Origin of the sequence: Pseudarthrobacter sp. J47, from assembly GCF_049810315.1 — a bacterium.
Lineage (GTDB): Bacteria > Actinomycetota > Actinomycetes > Actinomycetales > Micrococcaceae > Arthrobacter.
In genome coordinates this window covers 2,163,050-2,180,404 of the sequence record NZ_CP187358.1, presented here as the reverse complement: position 1 = coordinate 2,180,404, position 17,355 = coordinate 2,163,050, and the positions used below count along the sequence as shown (strand labels likewise).

16 protein-coding genes, 1 tRNA gene and 1 pseudogene are annotated in these 17,355 nt (G+C 65.8%); 16 read left to right on the top strand and 2 right to left on the bottom strand.

What is annotated here, in order from left to right; all coding sequences use genetic code 11:
• The first annotated feature begins 387 nt into the window (after positions 1-387).
• Together istA and istB are read left to right on the top strand one after the other, a co-directional pair.
• Positions 388-1,958: pseudogene (istA, locus tag ACPJW8_RS09925) on the top strand (IS21 family transposase).
• Complete coding sequence (istB, locus tag ACPJW8_RS09920; RefSeq protein ID WP_330194154.1) at positions 1,948-2,736, top strand: IS21-like element helper ATPase IstB; 789 nt, start codon at positions 1,948-1,950, stop codon at positions 2,734-2,736. The pseudogene istA and the gene istB overlap by 11 nt, the downstream one beginning before the upstream one ends.
• Positions 2,737-2,816: 80 nt before the next feature.
• Here istB and ACPJW8_RS09915 read toward each other — a convergent pair whose 3' ends face one another.
• Positions 2,817-3,566: a DNA alkylation repair protein gene (locus ACPJW8_RS09915; protein WP_330194295.1), complete on the bottom strand. Its 750-nt coding sequence runs from the start codon at positions 3,564-3,566 to the stop codon at positions 2,817-2,819.
• A 104-nt stretch (positions 3,567-3,670) separates the two neighbouring features.
• On the opposite strand from ACPJW8_RS09915, the gene ACPJW8_RS09910 reads away from it, so the two are divergent.
• The 6 genes from ACPJW8_RS09910 to ACPJW8_RS09885 all read left to right on the top strand — a co-directional run bounded on the left by ACPJW8_RS09910 (position 3,671) and on the right by ACPJW8_RS09885 (position 7,986).
• Positions 3,671-3,805 carry a hypothetical protein gene (locus ACPJW8_RS09910; RefSeq protein ID WP_330188453.1) on the top strand — a complete coding sequence of 45 codons (135 nt, stop codon included), beginning with the start codon at positions 3,671-3,673 and terminating at the stop codon, positions 3,803-3,805.
• A 73-nt stretch (positions 3,806-3,878) separates the two neighbouring features.
• A tRNA-Ala gene (locus ACPJW8_RS09905) sits at positions 3,879-3,954 on the top strand.
• A gap of 76 nt (positions 3,955-4,030) precedes the next feature.
• Positions 4,031-4,381, top strand: a complete 351-nt coding sequence (locus ACPJW8_RS09900; RefSeq protein WP_330188452.1) for a zinc ribbon domain-containing protein YjdM — start codon at positions 4,031-4,033, stop codon at positions 4,379-4,381.
• Positions 4,382-5,503 (top strand): NAD(P)-binding domain-containing protein, encoded by a 1,122-nt coding sequence (locus tag ACPJW8_RS09895; RefSeq protein ID WP_330188522.1) that lies wholly within the window; start codon positions 4,382-4,384, stop codon positions 5,501-5,503.
• Positions 5,500-6,690 (top strand): class I SAM-dependent methyltransferase, encoded by a 1,191-nt coding sequence (locus ACPJW8_RS09890; RefSeq protein ID WP_330188451.1) that lies wholly within the window; start codon positions 5,500-5,502, stop codon positions 6,688-6,690. Before ACPJW8_RS09895 ends, ACPJW8_RS09890 begins: the two co-directional genes overlap by 4 nt.
• Positions 6,691-6,783: 93 nt before the next feature.
• Positions 6,784-7,986 (top strand): ROK family transcriptional regulator, encoded by a 1,203-nt coding sequence (locus tag ACPJW8_RS09885; RefSeq protein ID WP_425256473.1) that lies wholly within the window; start codon positions 6,784-6,786, stop codon positions 7,984-7,986.
• Between the two features lie 28 nt (positions 7,987-8,014).
• On the opposite strand, the gene ACPJW8_RS09880 is transcribed toward ACPJW8_RS09885, so the two are convergent.
• Positions 8,015-8,218, bottom strand: coding sequence for a hypothetical protein (locus tag ACPJW8_RS09880; protein ID WP_330188449.1), 204 nt, complete (start codon positions 8,216-8,218; stop codon positions 8,015-8,017).
• Positions 8,219-8,387: 169 nt separating this feature from the next.
• Between ACPJW8_RS09880 and ACPJW8_RS09875 the strand changes: the two genes are divergently transcribed.
• The 8 genes from ACPJW8_RS09875 to metE all read left to right on the top strand — a co-directional run bounded on the left by ACPJW8_RS09875 (position 8,388) and on the right by metE (position 17,277).
• On the top strand, positions 8,388-9,353 hold the full coding sequence (locus ACPJW8_RS09875) for a MoxR family ATPase (RefSeq protein ID WP_330188521.1): 966 nt from the start codon (positions 8,388-8,390) through the stop codon (positions 9,351-9,353).
• A 3-nt stretch (positions 9,354-9,356) separates the two neighbouring features.
• Positions 9,357-10,244: a DUF58 domain-containing protein gene (locus tag ACPJW8_RS09870; protein WP_330188448.1), complete on the top strand. Its 888-nt coding sequence runs from the start codon at positions 9,357-9,359 to the stop codon at positions 10,242-10,244.
• The gene (locus ACPJW8_RS09865) at positions 10,234-10,722 is read left to right on the top strand and encodes a hypothetical protein (protein WP_330188447.1); all 489 of its coding nucleotides are present in this window, start codon (positions 10,234-10,236) and stop codon (positions 10,720-10,722) included. The genes ACPJW8_RS09870 and ACPJW8_RS09865 overlap by 11 nt, the downstream gene beginning before the upstream one ends.
• The gene (locus ACPJW8_RS09860) at positions 10,713-11,696 is read left to right on the top strand and encodes a vWA domain-containing protein (protein WP_330188446.1); all 984 of its coding nucleotides are present in this window, start codon (positions 10,713-10,715) and stop codon (positions 11,694-11,696) included. The genes ACPJW8_RS09865 and ACPJW8_RS09860 overlap by 10 nt, the downstream gene beginning before the upstream one ends.
• Positions 11,693-12,778, top strand: a complete 1,086-nt coding sequence (locus tag ACPJW8_RS09855) for a VWA domain-containing protein (RefSeq protein ID WP_330188445.1) — start codon at positions 11,693-11,695, stop codon at positions 12,776-12,778. Before ACPJW8_RS09860 ends, ACPJW8_RS09855 begins: the two co-directional genes overlap by 4 nt.
• Positions 12,775-13,554 carry a hypothetical protein gene (locus ACPJW8_RS09850; RefSeq protein WP_330188444.1) on the top strand — a complete coding sequence of 260 codons (780 nt, stop codon included), beginning with the start codon at positions 12,775-12,777 and terminating at the stop codon, positions 13,552-13,554. The genes ACPJW8_RS09855 and ACPJW8_RS09850 overlap by 4 nt, the downstream gene beginning before the upstream one ends.
• A gap of 360 nt (positions 13,555-13,914) precedes the next feature.
• Positions 13,915-14,877: a methylenetetrahydrofolate reductase gene (locus tag ACPJW8_RS09845; RefSeq protein WP_330188443.1), complete on the top strand. Its 963-nt coding sequence runs from the start codon at positions 13,915-13,917 to the stop codon at positions 14,875-14,877.
• A 69-nt stretch (positions 14,878-14,946) separates the two neighbouring features.
• Positions 14,947-17,277: a 5-methyltetrahydropteroyltriglutamate--homocysteine S-methyltransferase gene (gene metE / locus ACPJW8_RS09840; protein WP_330188442.1), complete on the top strand. Its 2,331-nt coding sequence runs from the start codon at positions 14,947-14,949 to the stop codon at positions 17,275-17,277.
• Positions 17,278-17,355 lie beyond the last annotated feature (78 nt).

Here is a 17,355-nt window from a genome sequence, read left to right as displayed (position 1 = left end):
CTGAGGCCTGGCCTGGATCATCTCGACTAGGGCACGGAGCTCCAGATGTGCGGTTTCTTGATTCGAATAGGATGTAAAACGCCCACCAAGAGAAAAGGGAACCATCCGATCAGGATGGTTCCCTTTTTTGTTACGTCCTAGCCGGCGTGTAAGCGGCAACTTTAAACTGACCGGGTACGGAAAATCTGATTGACCGTTCGCGGCAGTGGTTTTGACCGGCGGCGGCAAGGATTTTTGGACAGCAGCAGGCCACGGTGTGTGGCTTGGCGTGCTGGGATTCCCTTGTCCATCCCTCGTGTCGTTGCGGGGAGAGCCCCTTCCTTCCGCGGTGAAATGGCGATGCCAATCGTCTGTATTTCACCCGTTGTGGGAAGAAAGGGGCTCGTTGTGAAGTCTCCAGGAGAGTTCATGGAAATTTTAGCTGCTTACGATTTGACCCGGTCGTACCGGGATGCCGCGAAGATCTGCGGCGTTTCGCACAACACGGTCCGCTCGTATGTGAAGGCCCGCCAGGAAGGCGCGCAGGCGCCGGTGGCCCGGCAACGCGGCCGGATGACCGACCCGTTCCTGCCGCAGATGGCCTCCTGGGTCGAGCAGTCCCGCGGGAAGATCCGCGGCGACGTGGTGCATGAGAAGCTCCGGGCTTTGGGGTTCACACCGGGTGCGAGCGGACGACCAGGACCACGCTTGCTGAGTTGAAGGCGAAATACCGGGCCCGGAACGTGCGCGTGCACCGGCCCTGGACTCCTGAGCCGGGTCTGTGGCTTCAGTATGACTACGGCGACGGGCCCGTCGTTGACGGGGTGAAGACGGTGCTGTTCGTGGCCTGGCTGGCGTTCTCCCGGTTCCGGATCGTGATCGCTTTGCGGGATAAGACCATGCCGAGCGTGTTCGCCGCCCTCGACCGGACGTTCCGCCTGATCGGCGGGGTCCCGACCTACGTATTGACCGATAACGAGAAGACCGTCACGGTTGAGCACGTCGCCGGGATCCCGGTCCGGAACCACCAGATCGTGGCCTTTACCAAGCACTACTCAACCTCGCTGCAGACCTGCCTGCCGGCCGACCCGGCCTCGAAGGGCGGAGTGGAGAACGCGGTCAAGATCGCCAAAGCCGACCTCGTCCCGAAGGAGACCAATCTGCTGCCCGAGTACCGGTCCTTCGCCGAGCTGGAGGCTGCGTGTGAGGCGTTCATGGAAGAGGTAAATTCGAGGGTGCACCGGGCCACGCTGGAGATCCCCAAGGACATGCTCCGGGTTCTCGAAGGACCAAGGTTGCACCCGGTCCCGGCGACACCGGTGACGGCGAGTTTCGGCCACACCCGCCAGGTCCCGCCGAACACGCCCATGATCACCTTTCAGCAGTCCCGCTACTCCGTCCCGCACACCCTGATGGGTCAGATGGTATGGGTGCGCGGGACCGAAACCGAGGTCGTCATCGTCCACGTCGGGAACGCCGGCCCCGTCGAGGTCGCCCGGCACAAACTCACCCGCCCCGGCACCCCCGCGATCATCGACGCCCACTTCCCGCCGGCCCCTTCCGGGGCCCTGGAACGGGTGATCCGCCCGACCAACAAGGCCGAGGAAGAGTTCCTCGCTCTCGGCGCCGGCGCAGCGCTCTGGCTCAAGGAAGCAGCCGCCGCCGGCACCGGAAAGATCCGGCACAAAATGGAACGCGCCGTCACCCTGGCCAAGGTCCTCGGCGCCGACGAGGTCGACAAGGGCCTGGGAGCGGCAGCGGTGCATCAGCGCTTCACCCACGAGGACCTGCTCTCCATCGTCAACACCGGCAACGCCACAAGCCACACAACCAGCATCATCCACACCGTCACCGACCAAGGCCAATGGCTGAGCCAGGGCACCGGCTCCTGGGCCAACTTCGGCACGACACCCACCACCGCGCCGACCACCGGCCCCGCCGTTGACGGCGATCTTGAAGGAGCCATCGATGAGCGCTAAAACCATGACCCGGCCCCTGGCCGATACGGCGGTAGAGAACGTGATCGCGCTGATGCGCACGACCCGGATGCCGCACGCCCGCGCGGTGGTCGCCGACGTCCTGGCCACCGCGAAAGCCCAACGCTGGGACCCCACCGAAGTCGTCCGCGTCCTGCTCGAAGCCGAAGCCACCGGCCGGAACCGGTCGATGCTGGCCACCCGGCGCAAACGCGCAGGATTCCCCACCGGGAAGACCTTCGATGTCTGGGACGAGGCCCTCTCCACCCTCCCGGCCGCGACAACGTCGTTTCTGCGGACCCTGGAATGGGTGCGGCGCCGGGAGAACCTGATTGCCTGCGGGCCCTCCGGCACAGGTAAGACCCTGCTCCTGGAAGCCCTCGGCCAGCAGGCCATCGATCAGGGCATGTCCGTGTCCTGGCTCAGCATGGAAGACCTCGGCGCGCTCGTGCGACGGCACCGGATTGATGACAGCGTCAACAAAGCCATCACCCGCGCCACCAACGTGGATTTGATTTGTATCGACGATATAGGCCTGTTGCCGGTCTCCGCCGACGCGGCCGAGGGCTTCTACCGGGTCGTGGAAGCCTCCTACGAGAAACGGTCCCTGGCGATCAGCTCGAACATCCACCCCTCCGGGTTCGATGAGCTCATGCCCAAAACCATTGCCACCGCGACCGTGGACCGGCTTCTCCATCACGCCCACCTCTGCCAAACCAGCGGCGAGTCCGTCCGGCTTATGCAAGCCCAAAACGGGAAAGGAACCCGACCCATGAGCTAACCCAAACCCCCGGTCAGGCGCCCCGAAACCCGGCACGCCCGGGGCACCTGACCCTGTCCAAAAATACTTGCCGCGACCGGTCACTCACCTGCCACCAGCGGGCAAACCAACCTGCCGCCACCGGTCATTTCTAAGTTGCCGTTGACACCGGCGCCCTGCCGGCGCACCATCTCGTTGATCCAAGCCGGCGCAAAAGGGGACGTGCAGCCGGGCGGGGTTGGATAGTCCTTGAGCACCTCAAGGCGTTCGCCGATGCCGAGCGCGCGCTGGCGGTATTCCGGGTGCTCGATCCCGATCTGGGCCAGGCAGTGGTTCATGGCCCATTGCAGCCGGTCAGGGGCGTCCTTCATTTCGGCCTCGATGGTGTCCAGGAGTCCCGGGAGATCCAGTCCTTCAGGCTTCTTCGCAACGCGTTCTGTGGTCAGTGCCCACCCGGCGCTGGCCACTACCGGGTCCGGGTCCGCCAACCAGGCCAGACGCAACTCCTCGCAGTGCGGGCTCTTCTTCACCACGTAGTTGACCAGCCAGTCGTGCACCTTGGGGCTGCGTGCCTCACGGAGCATCCTGTCGAGTGCATCCAGCCCAAACGCCTTGGGCCGGCAGATCAGCAGCGCCAGGAGCCTGGCGCCCGTGTCGCCGGTATCCCACAGCGCGACGCTGAGTTCCTGCTGTGTCTTCAGTTCTTTCGCGAGTGCGCGCAGCTTGCTTAGATTAATTCCGTGGTCGTCGCCACGCTTCTCGTTGGCTTGGCGCATGCCGGGATCTTCAAGGGCGGCCAGCCTGGCCATCACCTCGTCCACGGCCGGATGGGCAAGCGCTGCTTCAGCCATTGCAGAGTCCTCTCGTTTGATCGGCTGTCCACCCCCGGAGCGGGCACCTGGCCTCAGTTTCATAGTAACGATCGGGCGCCAATGCCGGCGGTCCAGTGACGGCAATGCCCCACAACCTTGACTGGTGCGATGACACCGGGAAGAACAACCGGGTTGCCGGCTCTGCCGGTGGCCTGCAACGGATTTCCTGTGCGATGCCGGTCAAACCGCTGCAGATCAAGCCCTCCGGCGCCAATTAGGTCCCGCCGCATTTCTGCACTAAGCTAAACGGGTTGCTTCCGCCGTCGAAGATCGGCTGGCGGGCAAATGTTCGGGGCTGTGGCGCAGCTGGTAGCGCACCTGCATGGCATGCAGGGGGTCAGGGGTTCGAGTCCCCTCAGCTCCACCATCAACACCCCCGGTCCGCGGACCGGGGGTGTTTTTCTTTTGCCGGGCAGCCGGTCTTCCGCGACTATCATTGTCTGGTGACCGAATCGCTTCCGCCCTGTCCTGTCTGTTCCAGCGAGTACACGTATGAGATGGGCGCCCTGCTGGTCTGCCCCGAGTGCGCCCACGAATGGGAGCCCGTGACGGAGGACGTTGAAGCAACGGAAGTCCGGGTCATCAAGGATTCGGTAGGCAACGTGCTGTCCGACGGCGACACCGTCACAGTGGTCAAGGACCTCAAGGTCAAGGGCAGCTCCACTGTCATTAAGGTGGGCACCAAAGTCCGCGGCATCCGGCTGGTGGACGGCGTGGGCGACCACGACATCGACGCCAAGGTGGACGGCGTCGGTCCCATGCAGCTCAAATCCTCCGTTGTGAAGAAGGTCTAGCTGAACTCCGAATCCCAGGCTGCCGACGTCGTTGTCATCGGTGCCGGCCAGGCAGGCCTCTCAGCCGCTTACCACCTGCAGCGCCGGGGCCTGGTTCCGGCCGGCCCGGCGCAGGACCCCGATGCCCTGACCTATGTGGTGTTCGACGCCGAGGACGGACCGGGGGGAGCCTGGCGGCACCGCTGGAAGAGCCTCCTGATGGCCACGGTCAACGGCATCAGCGACCTCCCCGGGATCGCCAAGCCGGAGGTGGACCCCTGCGAGCCCAGTTCCGAGTTCCTGACGCGCTATTTCGGCGGATACGAAGAGCAACTGAACCTGGCTGTGCGTCGCCCCGTGAAAGTATCCAAGGTCAGCAGGGCAGACGACGACCCGGCCGGGCGGCTGATTATCGAAACCTCCGCGGGCATATGGTCCGCAGCGGCCGTCATCAACGCCACGGGCACCTGGACCCGGCCGTTCTGGCCCATCTACCCGGGCCAATCAAGTTTCAAGGGCCGCCAGCTCCACGTCGCCGATTACGTTGCCGCTGAAGAGTTCCGCGGCCAGCACGTGATTGTGGTGGGCGGCGGTATTTCCGCCGTGGGCCTCCTCGAAGAGATCTCAAAAGTCACCACCACCAGCTGGTTCACCCGGCGCCCGCCGGTATGGCGGGACTCTGAATTCGACTCCAAGGCCGGGCACGACGCCGTTGCCCTGGTAGAGGAGCGCGTGCGCCAGGGGTTGCCGCCCCAAAGCGTGGTGTCCGTGACCGGCCTGATATGGACACCGGTGCTCCGTGCTGCCGCGGCGAGGGGCGCCCTGGACAGGCAACCCATGTTTACCGCCATAGAGCCCGACGGCGTTCGGCTGGCAGACGGCGGTTTGCTGAAGGCAGACGTGATCCTTTGGGCCACCGGATTCCGGGCCGAACTGGAGCATCTCGCCCCGTTGCACCTGCGCGGACCCGGTGGCGGCATCGCCATGGACGGCACCCAGGTGGCTGCCGAGCCTCGGGTGCACCTGGTGGGATACGGGCCGTCGTCATCAACCATTGGCGCAAACCGTGCCGGCCGGGCGGCGGTCAGTGCGATCCTCCGCCTGCCCTCCCTGGCGGAAGCCTTGAAAGGGGCGACGACATGACCGATTCCCTGCAGGCGTTGTTTGACGGGTTGCGCCGCTTCCCGGACGTCGAAGCCGCGAATCTGCAGGCCTGGGACGCCACCGACAGGCTGCTGCTGGACGCTGCCTGGGAGCTGCCTGCGGTCCGTGACGCATCAACCCGTCCGGTGCTGGCTGTCATCGGCGACCGCTATGGGGCCCTGACACTGGGTGCACTCGCACGGTCCGAAGGGAAAGCGTCCGAAGAGGCAGGCCCGGAAGAAGCTGCCACCGGGTTCCGGGAGGTACGGGTGCATCAGGACCTCTGCACCGGCGTCCGGGCGCTCGGCCACAACGCCGCGGCAGCAGGGCTGGCTGGCTGGCGGCAACTGCCGCTGGTGGAGGAACTGTTGGCGGGTGCCGACGTCGTACTTCTTCAATTGCCCAAGACGCTGGCGGAGCTCGAGGAAATTGCCGAAGCCGTGGCGCGGTGGGCCGGGCCTGCTGTCACCCTGGTGGCAGGCGGCCGGGTGAAACACATGAGCCTGGGGATGAACGCGGTGCTGGAACGGTATTTTGGCCGCGTCCAGCCCCAACTGGCCCGGCAGAAGTCGCGGCTGGTCATCGCCGCCGAACCAGTGGTGCCCGAGGGCCCGCCCGGCTTTCCGGTGCTCGAATACAACCAGGAACTGGACCTGCATGTCGCAGCCCGTGGAGCCGTTTTTGCCGGCACCCGGCTGGACATAGGCACCCGTTACCTGCTGACATTCCTCCCGGAAATGGCGGCCGTGGACCACGCCGTGGACCTCGGTTGCGGCACCGGAATCCTCGGCTCGATGTACGCCCGGCAAAACCCCGGTTCGAAGGTCACCGCCACGGACCAGTCGGCAGCGGCGGTGGATTCGGCGAGGGCTACTGCCGCAGCGAACGGGCTGGCGGGGCAGGTGGACTGCCTCCAGGACGATGCCTTGTCCACCATGGCGGATGGCAGCGCCGGGCTGGTCCTGCTGAACCCGCCTTTCCATCTGGGCAATTCGGTGCACGCGGGAGCGGGCCTGAAAATGATCGAAGCTGCCGGCAGGGTCCTTCGGCCCGGCGGACAGCTGTGGACCGTGTTCAACAGCCACCTCAGCTACCTGCCTGCCCTGCGGCGAACAGTGGGCCCAACCAGTGTTGCGGGCCGGAATTCGAAATTTACGGTGGCGCTCAGCGTACGCACGGAACGGTAACGTACCATTTCAGACATCAGCCCGAACCGCATAGGGGAGAACGTGCCAGAGACCCGCCAGCCCTCGCCACGGCGCGGCACCAACCTGCCGCGCATGGGGGATTTCAACCTCACGGTGATCCTGGATGCGATCCGCCGTTCCACGGGCGGCCTCAGCCGCGTGGAGCTGGCACAGATCGTGGGATTGTCGCCGCAGACCATTTCGAATATTTCCCGCCGCCTGCTGGACCAGCAGCTGATCGTGGAAGCAGGCAAAGAGGGCAACGGGCCCGGCAAGCCACGCACCATCCTGCAGTTGAACCCGGCCGGACAGTACGCCATCGGTGTCCACCTGGACCCGGCAGTAACTACGTTTGTGGTGCTGGACCTGATCGGCGACGTCGTCCAGCATGCCCGGATCACAACGCCCGGGGGCGGCAATCCCTCTGCTGTCATCGCCACCATTGCCAGCACCATCGAGACACTGATTGCCGATTCCGGAGTGGACCGCAGCCGGATCGCAGGGGTCGGTGTGGCGGCTCCGGGACCCATCGACCTTGACCAGGGCACCGTGGTGAATCCGCCGCTGCTACCCGGCTGGGACCGTGTTGACCTGCGCGATGCGCTGCGGGATGCCACAGGCTACCCGGTGCTGGTGGACAAGGACGTAACCAGCGCGGCCGTAGCGGAGACCTGGGCCGGCGGCCCCAGCGGTTCCGGCAGCTTCATTTTTATGTACATGGGCACCGGCATCGGCTGCGGGCTGGTCCTCAACGACGAGGTGATCCGCGGAACGTCCGGGAACGCCGGTGAAATCGGGCACATTATGGTGGACCCGGACGGCCCCCCGTGCGACTGCGGCCAGCGCGGCTGCGTCAAGTCATCATGCATTCCGCAGGCACTGGTGGCCGAGGCCGCCCAGGCCGGCATTCTTGAGGGGCCAGTGGATGCGCTGGGCGCGGCGGACATCCAGGACAGCTTTGCCCGGCTCTGCCAGCTGGCAGACGACGGCAACGTCCACGCGGCAACCATCCTGGACCGATCGGCTGTGCTTGTGGCCCGCGCCGCCTCCGTGGTGGCCAACGCCCTGGACGTGGAACGCGTGGTGTTCGGGGGGCCGTTCTGGGCACAGATCTCTGACCGCTACCTCGCCATCATCCCGGACGCCATCAACGGTGCCAGCGCCGCTGCCGTGATCCATAACGTCGAAGTGGTGTCCTCAGGAGTGGGCGAGGACGTCGGTGCAGTGGGTGCGGCCTGCCTGGTCCTGGAGCACACGCTCGCCCCGCGGGCACAGAGGCTGCTGCTGGAAACCTGACCCGTTGTGGTGCGCAACCCGTCAGGTGTCAGTCGATGTCCTCGAAGATCACGCCATAGGGCAGGGTTTCGTCGATGTGCGCCTGGTGCCCGGTGGATCCGGTGTTGTACGTCACCCGGACACCGTGCAGCTGGTCAGCGGCTGACTGCTGGAGTACGGGGCGGACGGCGTCCACAACGTTGGGGCTCTGCTGGGCCAGGTATTCTGCATAGCTTGCTGGTAGCTCTTTCATGGCATCAGGGTAGTCCTCTGCGGCCCGGATGGGGAGGGCTGCCCATTGCGGCTTTTCCGGACGGCGGCTTGGATAGGATGGCCGGTGGCGGACCTCCTTCCACCCAGACACCAGCAAGGGGTAAACAGTGCAGCTGACCAGCGAGACGGCCAGGATCGACGCCACTGAAATGGCCCGGGCCGCCCAGGTTGTTGCCAACATCTCCCGCAGCTTCGAAGCCAAGGTGGTGGGGCAGTCCAGGCTCCGCGAGACACTGCTGATCGGACTTCTCACCGGCGGGCACATCCTTCTGGAAAGCGTGCCCGGGCTGGCCAAGACCACGGCCGCGCAGACTGTGGCGGATGCCATCAGTGCAGACTTCCGCCGCATCCAGTGCACCCCGGACCTCCTTCCCAGCGACATTGTGGGAACGCAGATTTACGACGCCGGCAAGGGAACCTTTGTCACGCAGCTTGGCCCGGTGCATGCCAACATCGTCCTGCTGGACGAGATCAACCGCTCCAGCTCCAAGACGCAGAGCGCCATGCTGGAGGCCATGCAGGAGCGCCAGACGTCCATCGGCGGACAGGAGTACCGGCTGCCGTCGCCGTTCCTGGTGCTCGCCACGCAGAACCCCATTGAGCAGGAGGGGACTTACCAGCTGCCGGAAGCGCAGATGGACAGGTTTATGCTCAAGGACGTGCTGGATTACCCCAGTCCGGCCGAGGAAGCGGAAGTGGTGCGCCGGCTCGATGCCGGGGTTTTCAACCAGGACCTGAAGCCGGCCGCCGCAGCCTCCCTGGACAGCGTAGTAGCCGTGCAGCAGCTGGTAGGCCGCATCTACCTGGATCCGGCCATCCTGAACTACATCGTCGGGCTGGTGTACGTGACCCGCAACGCCGCCACCTACATTGATCAGCGGCTGGCCGGCTTCATTGAGTTTGGCGCCAGCCCCCGGGCCAGCATTGCCTTCAGTCAGGCCGCCCGGGCACGTGCCCTGCTCCTCGGGCGTGACCACGTGCTCCCGGAGGACGTAAAGGCCTTGGCGCACCGGGTCCTGCGGCATCGGCTGATCCTGGGCTTTGAAGCAGTGGCCGAAGGCGTTCCGGTGGAATCGGTCATTGACGCAATCGTCGCCGCCGTCCAGACGCCCTGACGCATGGCAGCTCTCCTGCCCCGGGTGAAATCGAAGATGTTCATCTTCGCGCACCGCAAGGTCCGCGGACTGCTCGACGGCGAATACGGTTCAGTGTTCAAAGGCAGCAGCCTGGACTTTGATGACCTTCGGGCCTATGTGCCGGGTGATGACGTGCGTGCCATTGACTGGAAGGCCACAGCCAGGCACGGTTCACCGCTGATCCGGCGCTATGTTGCTGTGCGCCAACAGAACGTCCTCCTGGTAACGGACACAGGCCGGAACATGGCTGCAGTTGCGCGCGGCGGCGAAACCAAAAAGGACCTCGCCGTCCTTGCCCTTGGCGTGATCGGTCTGCTTGCCCAAAAGCACGGCGACCCCGTGGGCCTGGTGTCCGGAGACGCCAGCGGTTCCAGGCACCTGCCCGCACAATCCGGGGAAGCGCACCTGGAACGGCTGCTCCGGGATGTGGACGGAGCGTCATTGTCCGCGCCTCCCAGCAGGCTGCAGGGCCAGCTGGAGTACATTGCTTCCACGTTCGGCCGGCGGATGCTGCTGTTTGTCGTAGCGGACGAGGTCACGGCCGACGCAGGTTTGGAGAAGATACTGCGCAGGCTGCGGGCCCAACACGAAATTCTGTGGCTGACCATCAGGGATGCGGAGCTGGCCAACGCGGAGATGGCCGCTGTGGGAGCGGATACGTTCAGCGTGGATGACTTTTCCCCGTTGCTTCGACGTCTTGCCGGCTCCCCGGCGGTGGCGCGGTCCTATGCGGAGGCCATGGAGCGGAGGGACGGGGAACGCAGTGCCATGCTCCGCCGGGTTGGTATTTCCGAAGGAGAGCTCGGGAGCAGCGCCGAAGTGATGCCGGCTTTGTTCTCACTGCTGGAAAGGCATCGTCGTGGGGGATAACGCAGTGCAGGACGGCGAAGGCTTCTACGCGCCGCTCGCCTACGGTGCCTGGTGGGGCTGGGCCGGATTTGCGGTACTGCTGGTCACCGCCGGTTGGCTTGCCTGGGTGTTCTTCTCCACACGCCGACGCAAAGTGACCGCTCCGGCGCCGGTCCGGCTGACGCCAAAGGCAGACGCCGGGTTGTTGCGCGAGACCTACCTGGAGCGCATGGACGCGGTGGTGGCCGATACCCGTGCCGGACGTATTCCGTTGCGCTCGGGGCACCAGGAGCTGAGCCTGCTGGCCCGCAAGTATATCCGTGACGCTTCTGGTGTGGACGCGCCGCGGATGACCCTTGACGAGATTTCCAGGCACCCCGTCCCGGTGCTGGCGAGCGCCCTGGAACAGCTGTATCCGGGGGAGTTCGGCCCCGAACCATTGCCGTCCATTGACGCATCCGCGACGGCAGCCAAATCCGTGGTGGCCTTATGGAACTGATCAACTGGTGGGTCCTCCCGCTCGCGGCGCTTCTGGCGGCGGCAGCCTGGTGGCTGGCACTGAAGCGGCGCAAGCATGTCCCGGACGGTACCCCGGCAGCGCACACGGATCGGCTCACCGCCCTGCCGGCCTACCGGAACGCTGTGCGCCGCTACCGCCTCCTGCTGGCGGTGCTGGCGGGTTGCGGGGTGGTGGTCCTCTTGGCCTCGGCGTTCGCCGCCGCGAGGCCCGTCCAAAACGTCACAGACCGCCCGGAGCAGCGCAACCGGGACATCATGCTGTGCCTGGATGCCTCCGGGTCGATGAGCGACGCCGATGCCGCCGTCGTGGGTGTCTTCAGGGAGTTGGCAGCAAAGTTTGACGGCGAGCGGATAGGCCTGACGGTGTTCGACAGTTCTGCGGCGCAGCTGTTTCCGCTCACGGACGACTACGGGCTGGTGCTGGAACAGCTGGAGCAGGCGCAGGCCGCCTTTGAGGGGACGTCAGACAGCACAGCCCTCCTGTCCGGCACCTGGCTGGGGCCCGGATCCTCCCTGATAGGGGACGGGCTCGCCTCGTGCGTCCAGGGTTTGCCCGGGCCCAACGACGGATCGCGGCCCCGCTCGGTGATCTTCGCAACGGACAACGTGCTGGCCGGCGAACCCATCTTCACCCTGGAGGAGGCCGCCGGACTTGCTGCGGACAAGGAGGCCCGCATCTACGCCCTGAACCCCGGCGACTTCGACTACGGCAGCGATCCCGGGCAGCCTGGAGCCCAGCTGCGAGCTGTTGCCGAGGAAAGCGGCGGTGCCTACTACAGCCTGGACAGCGCCGAAGCCGTGCCGGAGATCGTGCGTCAGGTCCAGGAGACTGAGGCCGCCGCCATCGAGGGGTCACCACGGCGCATCGTCCATGACCAGGCGGGATGGCCGCTGGGCATCGCCCTCGTGGGCGGCGTGCTGCTGGTTGGCCTGGCCTGGAGGGCCGAACGGTGACTTTCCTACCGGTTTTCCCCTGGTGGATCCTGGCCGCCGTTGCGCTCGCAGCCCTGGTTCCCGCCGTCGTACTTCTGTTTCCGGTTTTGCGTCCAGGTTCCGGCGGCACCGGAAAAAACCACCTGCGAGGCTGGCTGTTCCGTGCCGCCATGCTGATCCTGCTGGCGCTCGCCGCTGCCAGGCCGGGCGTGGGTGGCGGGACCGTGCAGGCCACCGCCATGGACGTGGATGTGTACCTGGTGGTTGACACCACCAGCAGCATCGCGGCGGAGGACTTTGGGGACGGCGCAAGGCTCGACGGCGTCAGGGCCGATATTGCCTCTCTCGCCTCTGAACTGGCAGGCTCCCGCTTTTCCGTGATCACCTTTGACTCGGACGCGGCGGTGAGGATGCCGCTGACCACCGACGCCGGAGCCGTGGAGACACTGGCAAGCGTGCTGACCCCGCAGGTTACGGACTATTCCAGTGGAAGCAGTGTTACGGCGGCCGGCCCGTTGCTGGATGAGCGGCTCCGCGCAGGCCGGGACCGGCATCCGGAGCGGCTGCGTTTTGTGTTCTATTTCGGCGACGGCGAACAGACCACCGGGAAGGCGCCGGGCCCGCTGAAGGTTGATCCGTCCCTGGTGGACGGCGGGGCCGTGCTGGGTTACGGCACTGAGGAGGGCGGCCGGATGCTGGAGTACGCGGGACTGCCCCTTTATGACCAGGACGCGGCTGGCCAGGACGCGGCTGCGGAGCCCGGTGAAAATCCCGAACCCGCCTACATCCAGGACCGTTCCGGCGACGTCGCCAGGGACGCTGTTTCGCGGATTGACCTGGCCAACCTCGGTGACATTGCCACGTCCCTTGGCATACCGGTGGTGCACCGGCTTCCCGGGAACCCGGCGTCGGACATGCTGGTTGCGGCCAGGCCGGACCGGCTGCAGCGTGTTGCCGAGGCACCCGGAACCACTCACGATGATGCGCTTCCGGGCCGGATGGAGCTGTACTGGATTCCGGCTTTCGGGGCCTTCCTCCTTGCCACCAGGGAAACCGTGCTCACAGTCCGGAAGCTCCAGGAACTCAAGGGGGCCACAGCATGACCGGCGGACTGCGGCGTCCCGCGCCGGAACCTGGCAGGACTGAAAGACTGGCCCGGCGCCGTCGGCTGCTGGTGCGTTCTGCGCTTCCGGTCCTGCTGGCCCTGCTGATTGCGGCCAAGCTGCTCAGCGTGGCCGTGTTTAGCGGGCAGTCGATCAGCGCCTTCGAGAACAGGGACGCCGCGGCCCTGGCCCGCGCCGCCGGGGCATTGCGGGTGGCCAACCTTCTGGAGACGCACAAACCGGCGTTCGCGGAAGGGGATGCGCTGGTCCTGACCGGGGACTTTGCCGGGGCCAGGGACCGGTTCGAGGAATTGCTGACTGCGGGGCCGGGTGCCGATGAATGCCGGGTCCGCGTCAACCTGGTGCTGAGCATTGAAAAGATGGGGGATGCGGCCGCTGAAGCAGATGACCCGGGGGCTGCTGCCCTTTTTGGCGAAGGACTGGACGTGGTGCAGGGGGCTCCTGGAGGATGCTTCGCGGAAGGTGCGGAGGCGGTTCCTGGCTTCAACGACGCCGGCGAAGGCCAGCAGCTGGAGGAGGCCCAGGCGCGGCTCCAGCAAAAAATGGACGACGCCGGAACACAACCGGGTGCCGACGTCCAGGAGGAACCCGGCCAGGAACCCGCGGAAGAACCGGAACCGGCCGATGCCGGGCAACAGGACCGGCTGGAACGGCTGAAGGACATGGCCGGCCGGGCACTGCAGGACCGTGCGGAAAGCGAAGACCGGCAGGAGTACCTGGAGGGAACGGGACCGCCGGTGGACCGTCCCTGGTGAGCCGTGCCGTGGCCGGAAAGGGCCCTTCAGGCGAACATAATTCATGGCGGAGGATTCATCTGCCGTAAAAGTGCGTCTTAATTCGACAACCGACTTGTCCAGGCAGTGCCACCTCTCATAGAGTTCAAAACAAGTTACCGACGTAACGTGTCAGCGATCCTCCGTTCAGGAGGGTGTGGGTGCCCCCATGTGGGCCTGACATTTGCTCACGGATCAACTTCGTTTCAGGCGTAACAGTCGCGGCTGCGCCCTGTTGAAGTTCGAGTTCCGTGCATCCCAAACTCAACACATTGAGATTCCTGTACCAGTCCGTCTCCGGACGCCTGTTTCAGGGGATCAATGCCCCAGCCAAGGACGCAAATGTCACCACCAAGCCTTATTGATACGCACCCGGATCTCAGCGGTACAGCACCCGTTGCGCTTTCCTACGAACTTTTCCCGCCGCGTTCGGCAGCAGCTGCCGAGTCCCTGTGGAACACCATCAGGGAACTTGAAAGCACGGAACCGGACTACGTCTCCGTCACGTACGGCGCCAGCGGCTCCAACCGGGACACCGCCGTCGAGCTTATTAACCGGCTGTTGCTGGAGACCACGCTGCGTCCGCTGGCCCACCTCACCTGCGTTGGCAACACACCGCAGGAGCTGGCGGACATTGTGGGCGAACTGCTGGACCACGGTGTCCGTGGGATCCTGGCCCTTCGTGGAGATCTTCCGCAGGACGGCTCCAGGCCGGCTGAAGGATCCCTGCGGTACGCCCAGGACCTGATCGAGCTCATCCGCCGGGTGGAGCAGCGCCGTTCAGCCCTGCTGTGTGCCGGCAAGATCGCCATTGGCGTGGCGGCCTACCCCACACGGCATCCGGAGTCGCCCACGGAAGCGCACGATGTAGAGGTGCTCCTGGCAAAGCAGCGCTCCGGCGCCGATTTCGCCATCACCCAGGTGTTCTTCCACGCAGAGCAGTACGCGGACCTGGTAACCCGGGCCCGGCGTGCCGGGGTCACGATTCCGATCATTCCCGGCGTTATGCCGCTGACCAGCCTGCGCAGGGTCACCCGCCTGGGTGAGCTGACCGGCGTCGAACCTGCTCCGGAGCTTATGGGGCGCCTGGCCGCCGCCGGCTCCGACGTGGAACGCCAGCGGATCGGCGTGCGCGCCACCGTTGACCTGGCTAACGCAGCCCTCGACGCCGGGGCCCCCGGCCTGCACATCTATACCTTCAATGAGCACCAGAGCGCCCTTGAGGTGCTGGACAAGCTGGCGCTGCCGCGGAACTCCCGCAGCGCCGGACGCCGCCTCGCGGCAAGCCGCCAGCTCGCCGGCTGAATCCCCTTACTTCCGCATCTTTTTGAACCCGTCGCCTACGCCGACGCATCACACTTTAAGGAATTTCCCATGACTGAACAGCGCACTCCCTTCCCCGCCGCCTCCCTGCTGGGCTACCCCCGCATCGGCCGCCGCCGCGAGCTGAAGAAGGCCGTCGAAGCCTACTGGGCCGGCAAGATCGACGCCGCGGCACTGGAAGCCGCAGCACTGGACATCCAGCTCGGCACCGCAAAGCGCCTGCAGGAACTGGGCCTGACCGAGGCGGCCGCCGTTCCGGGCACCTTCTCCTTCTACGACCAGGTGCTGGACACCACCGCCCACCTGGGTGCCGTCCCCGCCCGCTTCGGCCAGCTCCTGAACGGTGAAGGAAAGCTGGACCTGGACGGCTACTTCACGCTGGCCCGCGGCAACGACGAACAGCAGCCGCTGGAAATGACCAAGTGGTTCGACACCAACTACCACTACCTGGTGCCGGAAATCGGCCCGGAGACCGACTTCACGCTGGCCTCCACCCGCAAGGTTGACGAGTTCGCGGCCGCACTGGCCAACGGCGTCGAGACCCGCCCGTACATCGTGGGACCCGTGACGTACCTGCTGCTGTCCAAGGCGTCCGACGACGCACCGGCCGGCTTTGAGCCGCTGTCCCGCCTCGAGGACATCCTGCCCGTCTACGTTGAACTGCTGGCCAGGCTCGCAGAAGCCGGCGCCGGCTGGGTCCAGCTGGATGAGCCTGCCCTGGTGGTGGACCAGGAAACCCCGGCGGCCCGGATCGAAGCCGCCGTTGCCCGCGCCTACGAGGTCCTGACCAGCGCAGCCAACCGCCCGCAGATCCTGGTGTCCAGCCCGTACGGTGCCCTGGACGGTCAGCTTGGCACGCTTGCGGCCACCAACATCGACGCCCTGCACCTGGACCTCTTCAAGGGCGAAGTTCCCTCTGCCGCAGCACTGGCAGCCCTGGGCACCAAGACCCTGGTGGCGGGTCTGGTGGACGGCCACAACATCTGGCGCAACGACCTTGCCGCCTCCGCTGCAAAGCTGGATGCGCTCAAAGCCGCCGCCGGCCGCGTCACCGTCAGCACGTCCACCTCCACCCAGCACGTCCCGCACGATGTTGCCGAGGAAACCCAGCTGCCGGAACAGCTGCGCAGCTGGCTTGCGTTCTCGGACCAGAAGGCCGTTGAGGTCCGCACGCTGGCTGACTACCTGGCGGATCCGGCATCGGCGCAGGCCGCCATTGATCAGGCGTCCGCCGTCATCGCCTCGCGTGCCACCGCAGAAGGTGTCCGTCGTGAGGACGTCCGGACCCGCACCGGTGCCCTGACCGCCGCCGACTTCAGCCGCTCCGCGTATGAAGTGCGTGAAGCTGCCCAGACGGAGGCGCTGGCCCTGCCGCCGCTGCCCACCACCACCATCGGATCGTTCCCGCAGACCTCCGAGATCCGGTCCGCCCGGGCCCGCAACAACAAGGGCGACCTCACGGACGAGCAGTACCAGCAGCTCATGAAGGATGAGATCAAGCGCGTTGTTGAGCTGCAGGAAGAGCTTGGCTACGACGTCCTGGTGCACGGCGAACCCGAGCGCAACGACATGGTCCAGTACTTCGCGGAGAACCTCGAAGGATTCGATGTGACGGTCCACGGCTGGGTCCAGTCCTACGGCTCACGCTGCACTCGTCCGTCAATCCTTTGGGGCGACGTGACCCGCAGCGCCCCCATCACTGTGGCCTGGGCCGAGTACGCCCAGTCCCTGACCAGCAAGCCCATGAAGGGAATGCTCACCGGACCTGTCACCATCCTCGCGTGGTCCTTCGTCCGCGATGACCAGCCGCTGGGCGAAACCGCCAACCAGGTTGGCCTGGCGTTGCGGGATGAGATTGCTGACCTGGAAGCTGCCGGCATCAGGATCATCCAGGTGGACGAGCCCGCGCTGCGTGAACTGCTGCCGCTGCGGAAGGCGGAGCACGCCGACTACCTGAAGTGGTCAGTGGATTCCTTCCGCCTGGCCACGGCAGGCGCCAAGGATGAGACCCAGATCCACACCCACCTCTGCTACTCGGAGTTCGGCGTGATCATCGACGCCATCGACGGCCTGGACGCGGACGTTACGTCCATCGAGGCTGCCCGGTCCCGCATGGAGGTTGTCCACGACCTGGAGAGCCACGGCTTCGGCCGCGGTGTTGGCCCCGGCGTCTACGACATCCACTCGCCGCGCGTCCCCGGGGAGGCAGAGGTCACCGAGCTGCTGGCCACCGCCGTCAAGCACGTTCCGTCCCGCCAGCTCTGGGTCAACCCGGACTGCGGGCTGAAGACCCGCGGCTACGTGGAGACCGAGGAATCCCTGCGGAACCTGGTCAAAGCAACCCAGGCCGTCCGCGCCGAACTGCTCGCGGCAGCGAAGTAAGTTTCGACAAGCTCAACCACCGGATAAACGACGCCGGCCGGTCACCTCTGAAAGGTGACCGGCCGGCGTCGTTGATTG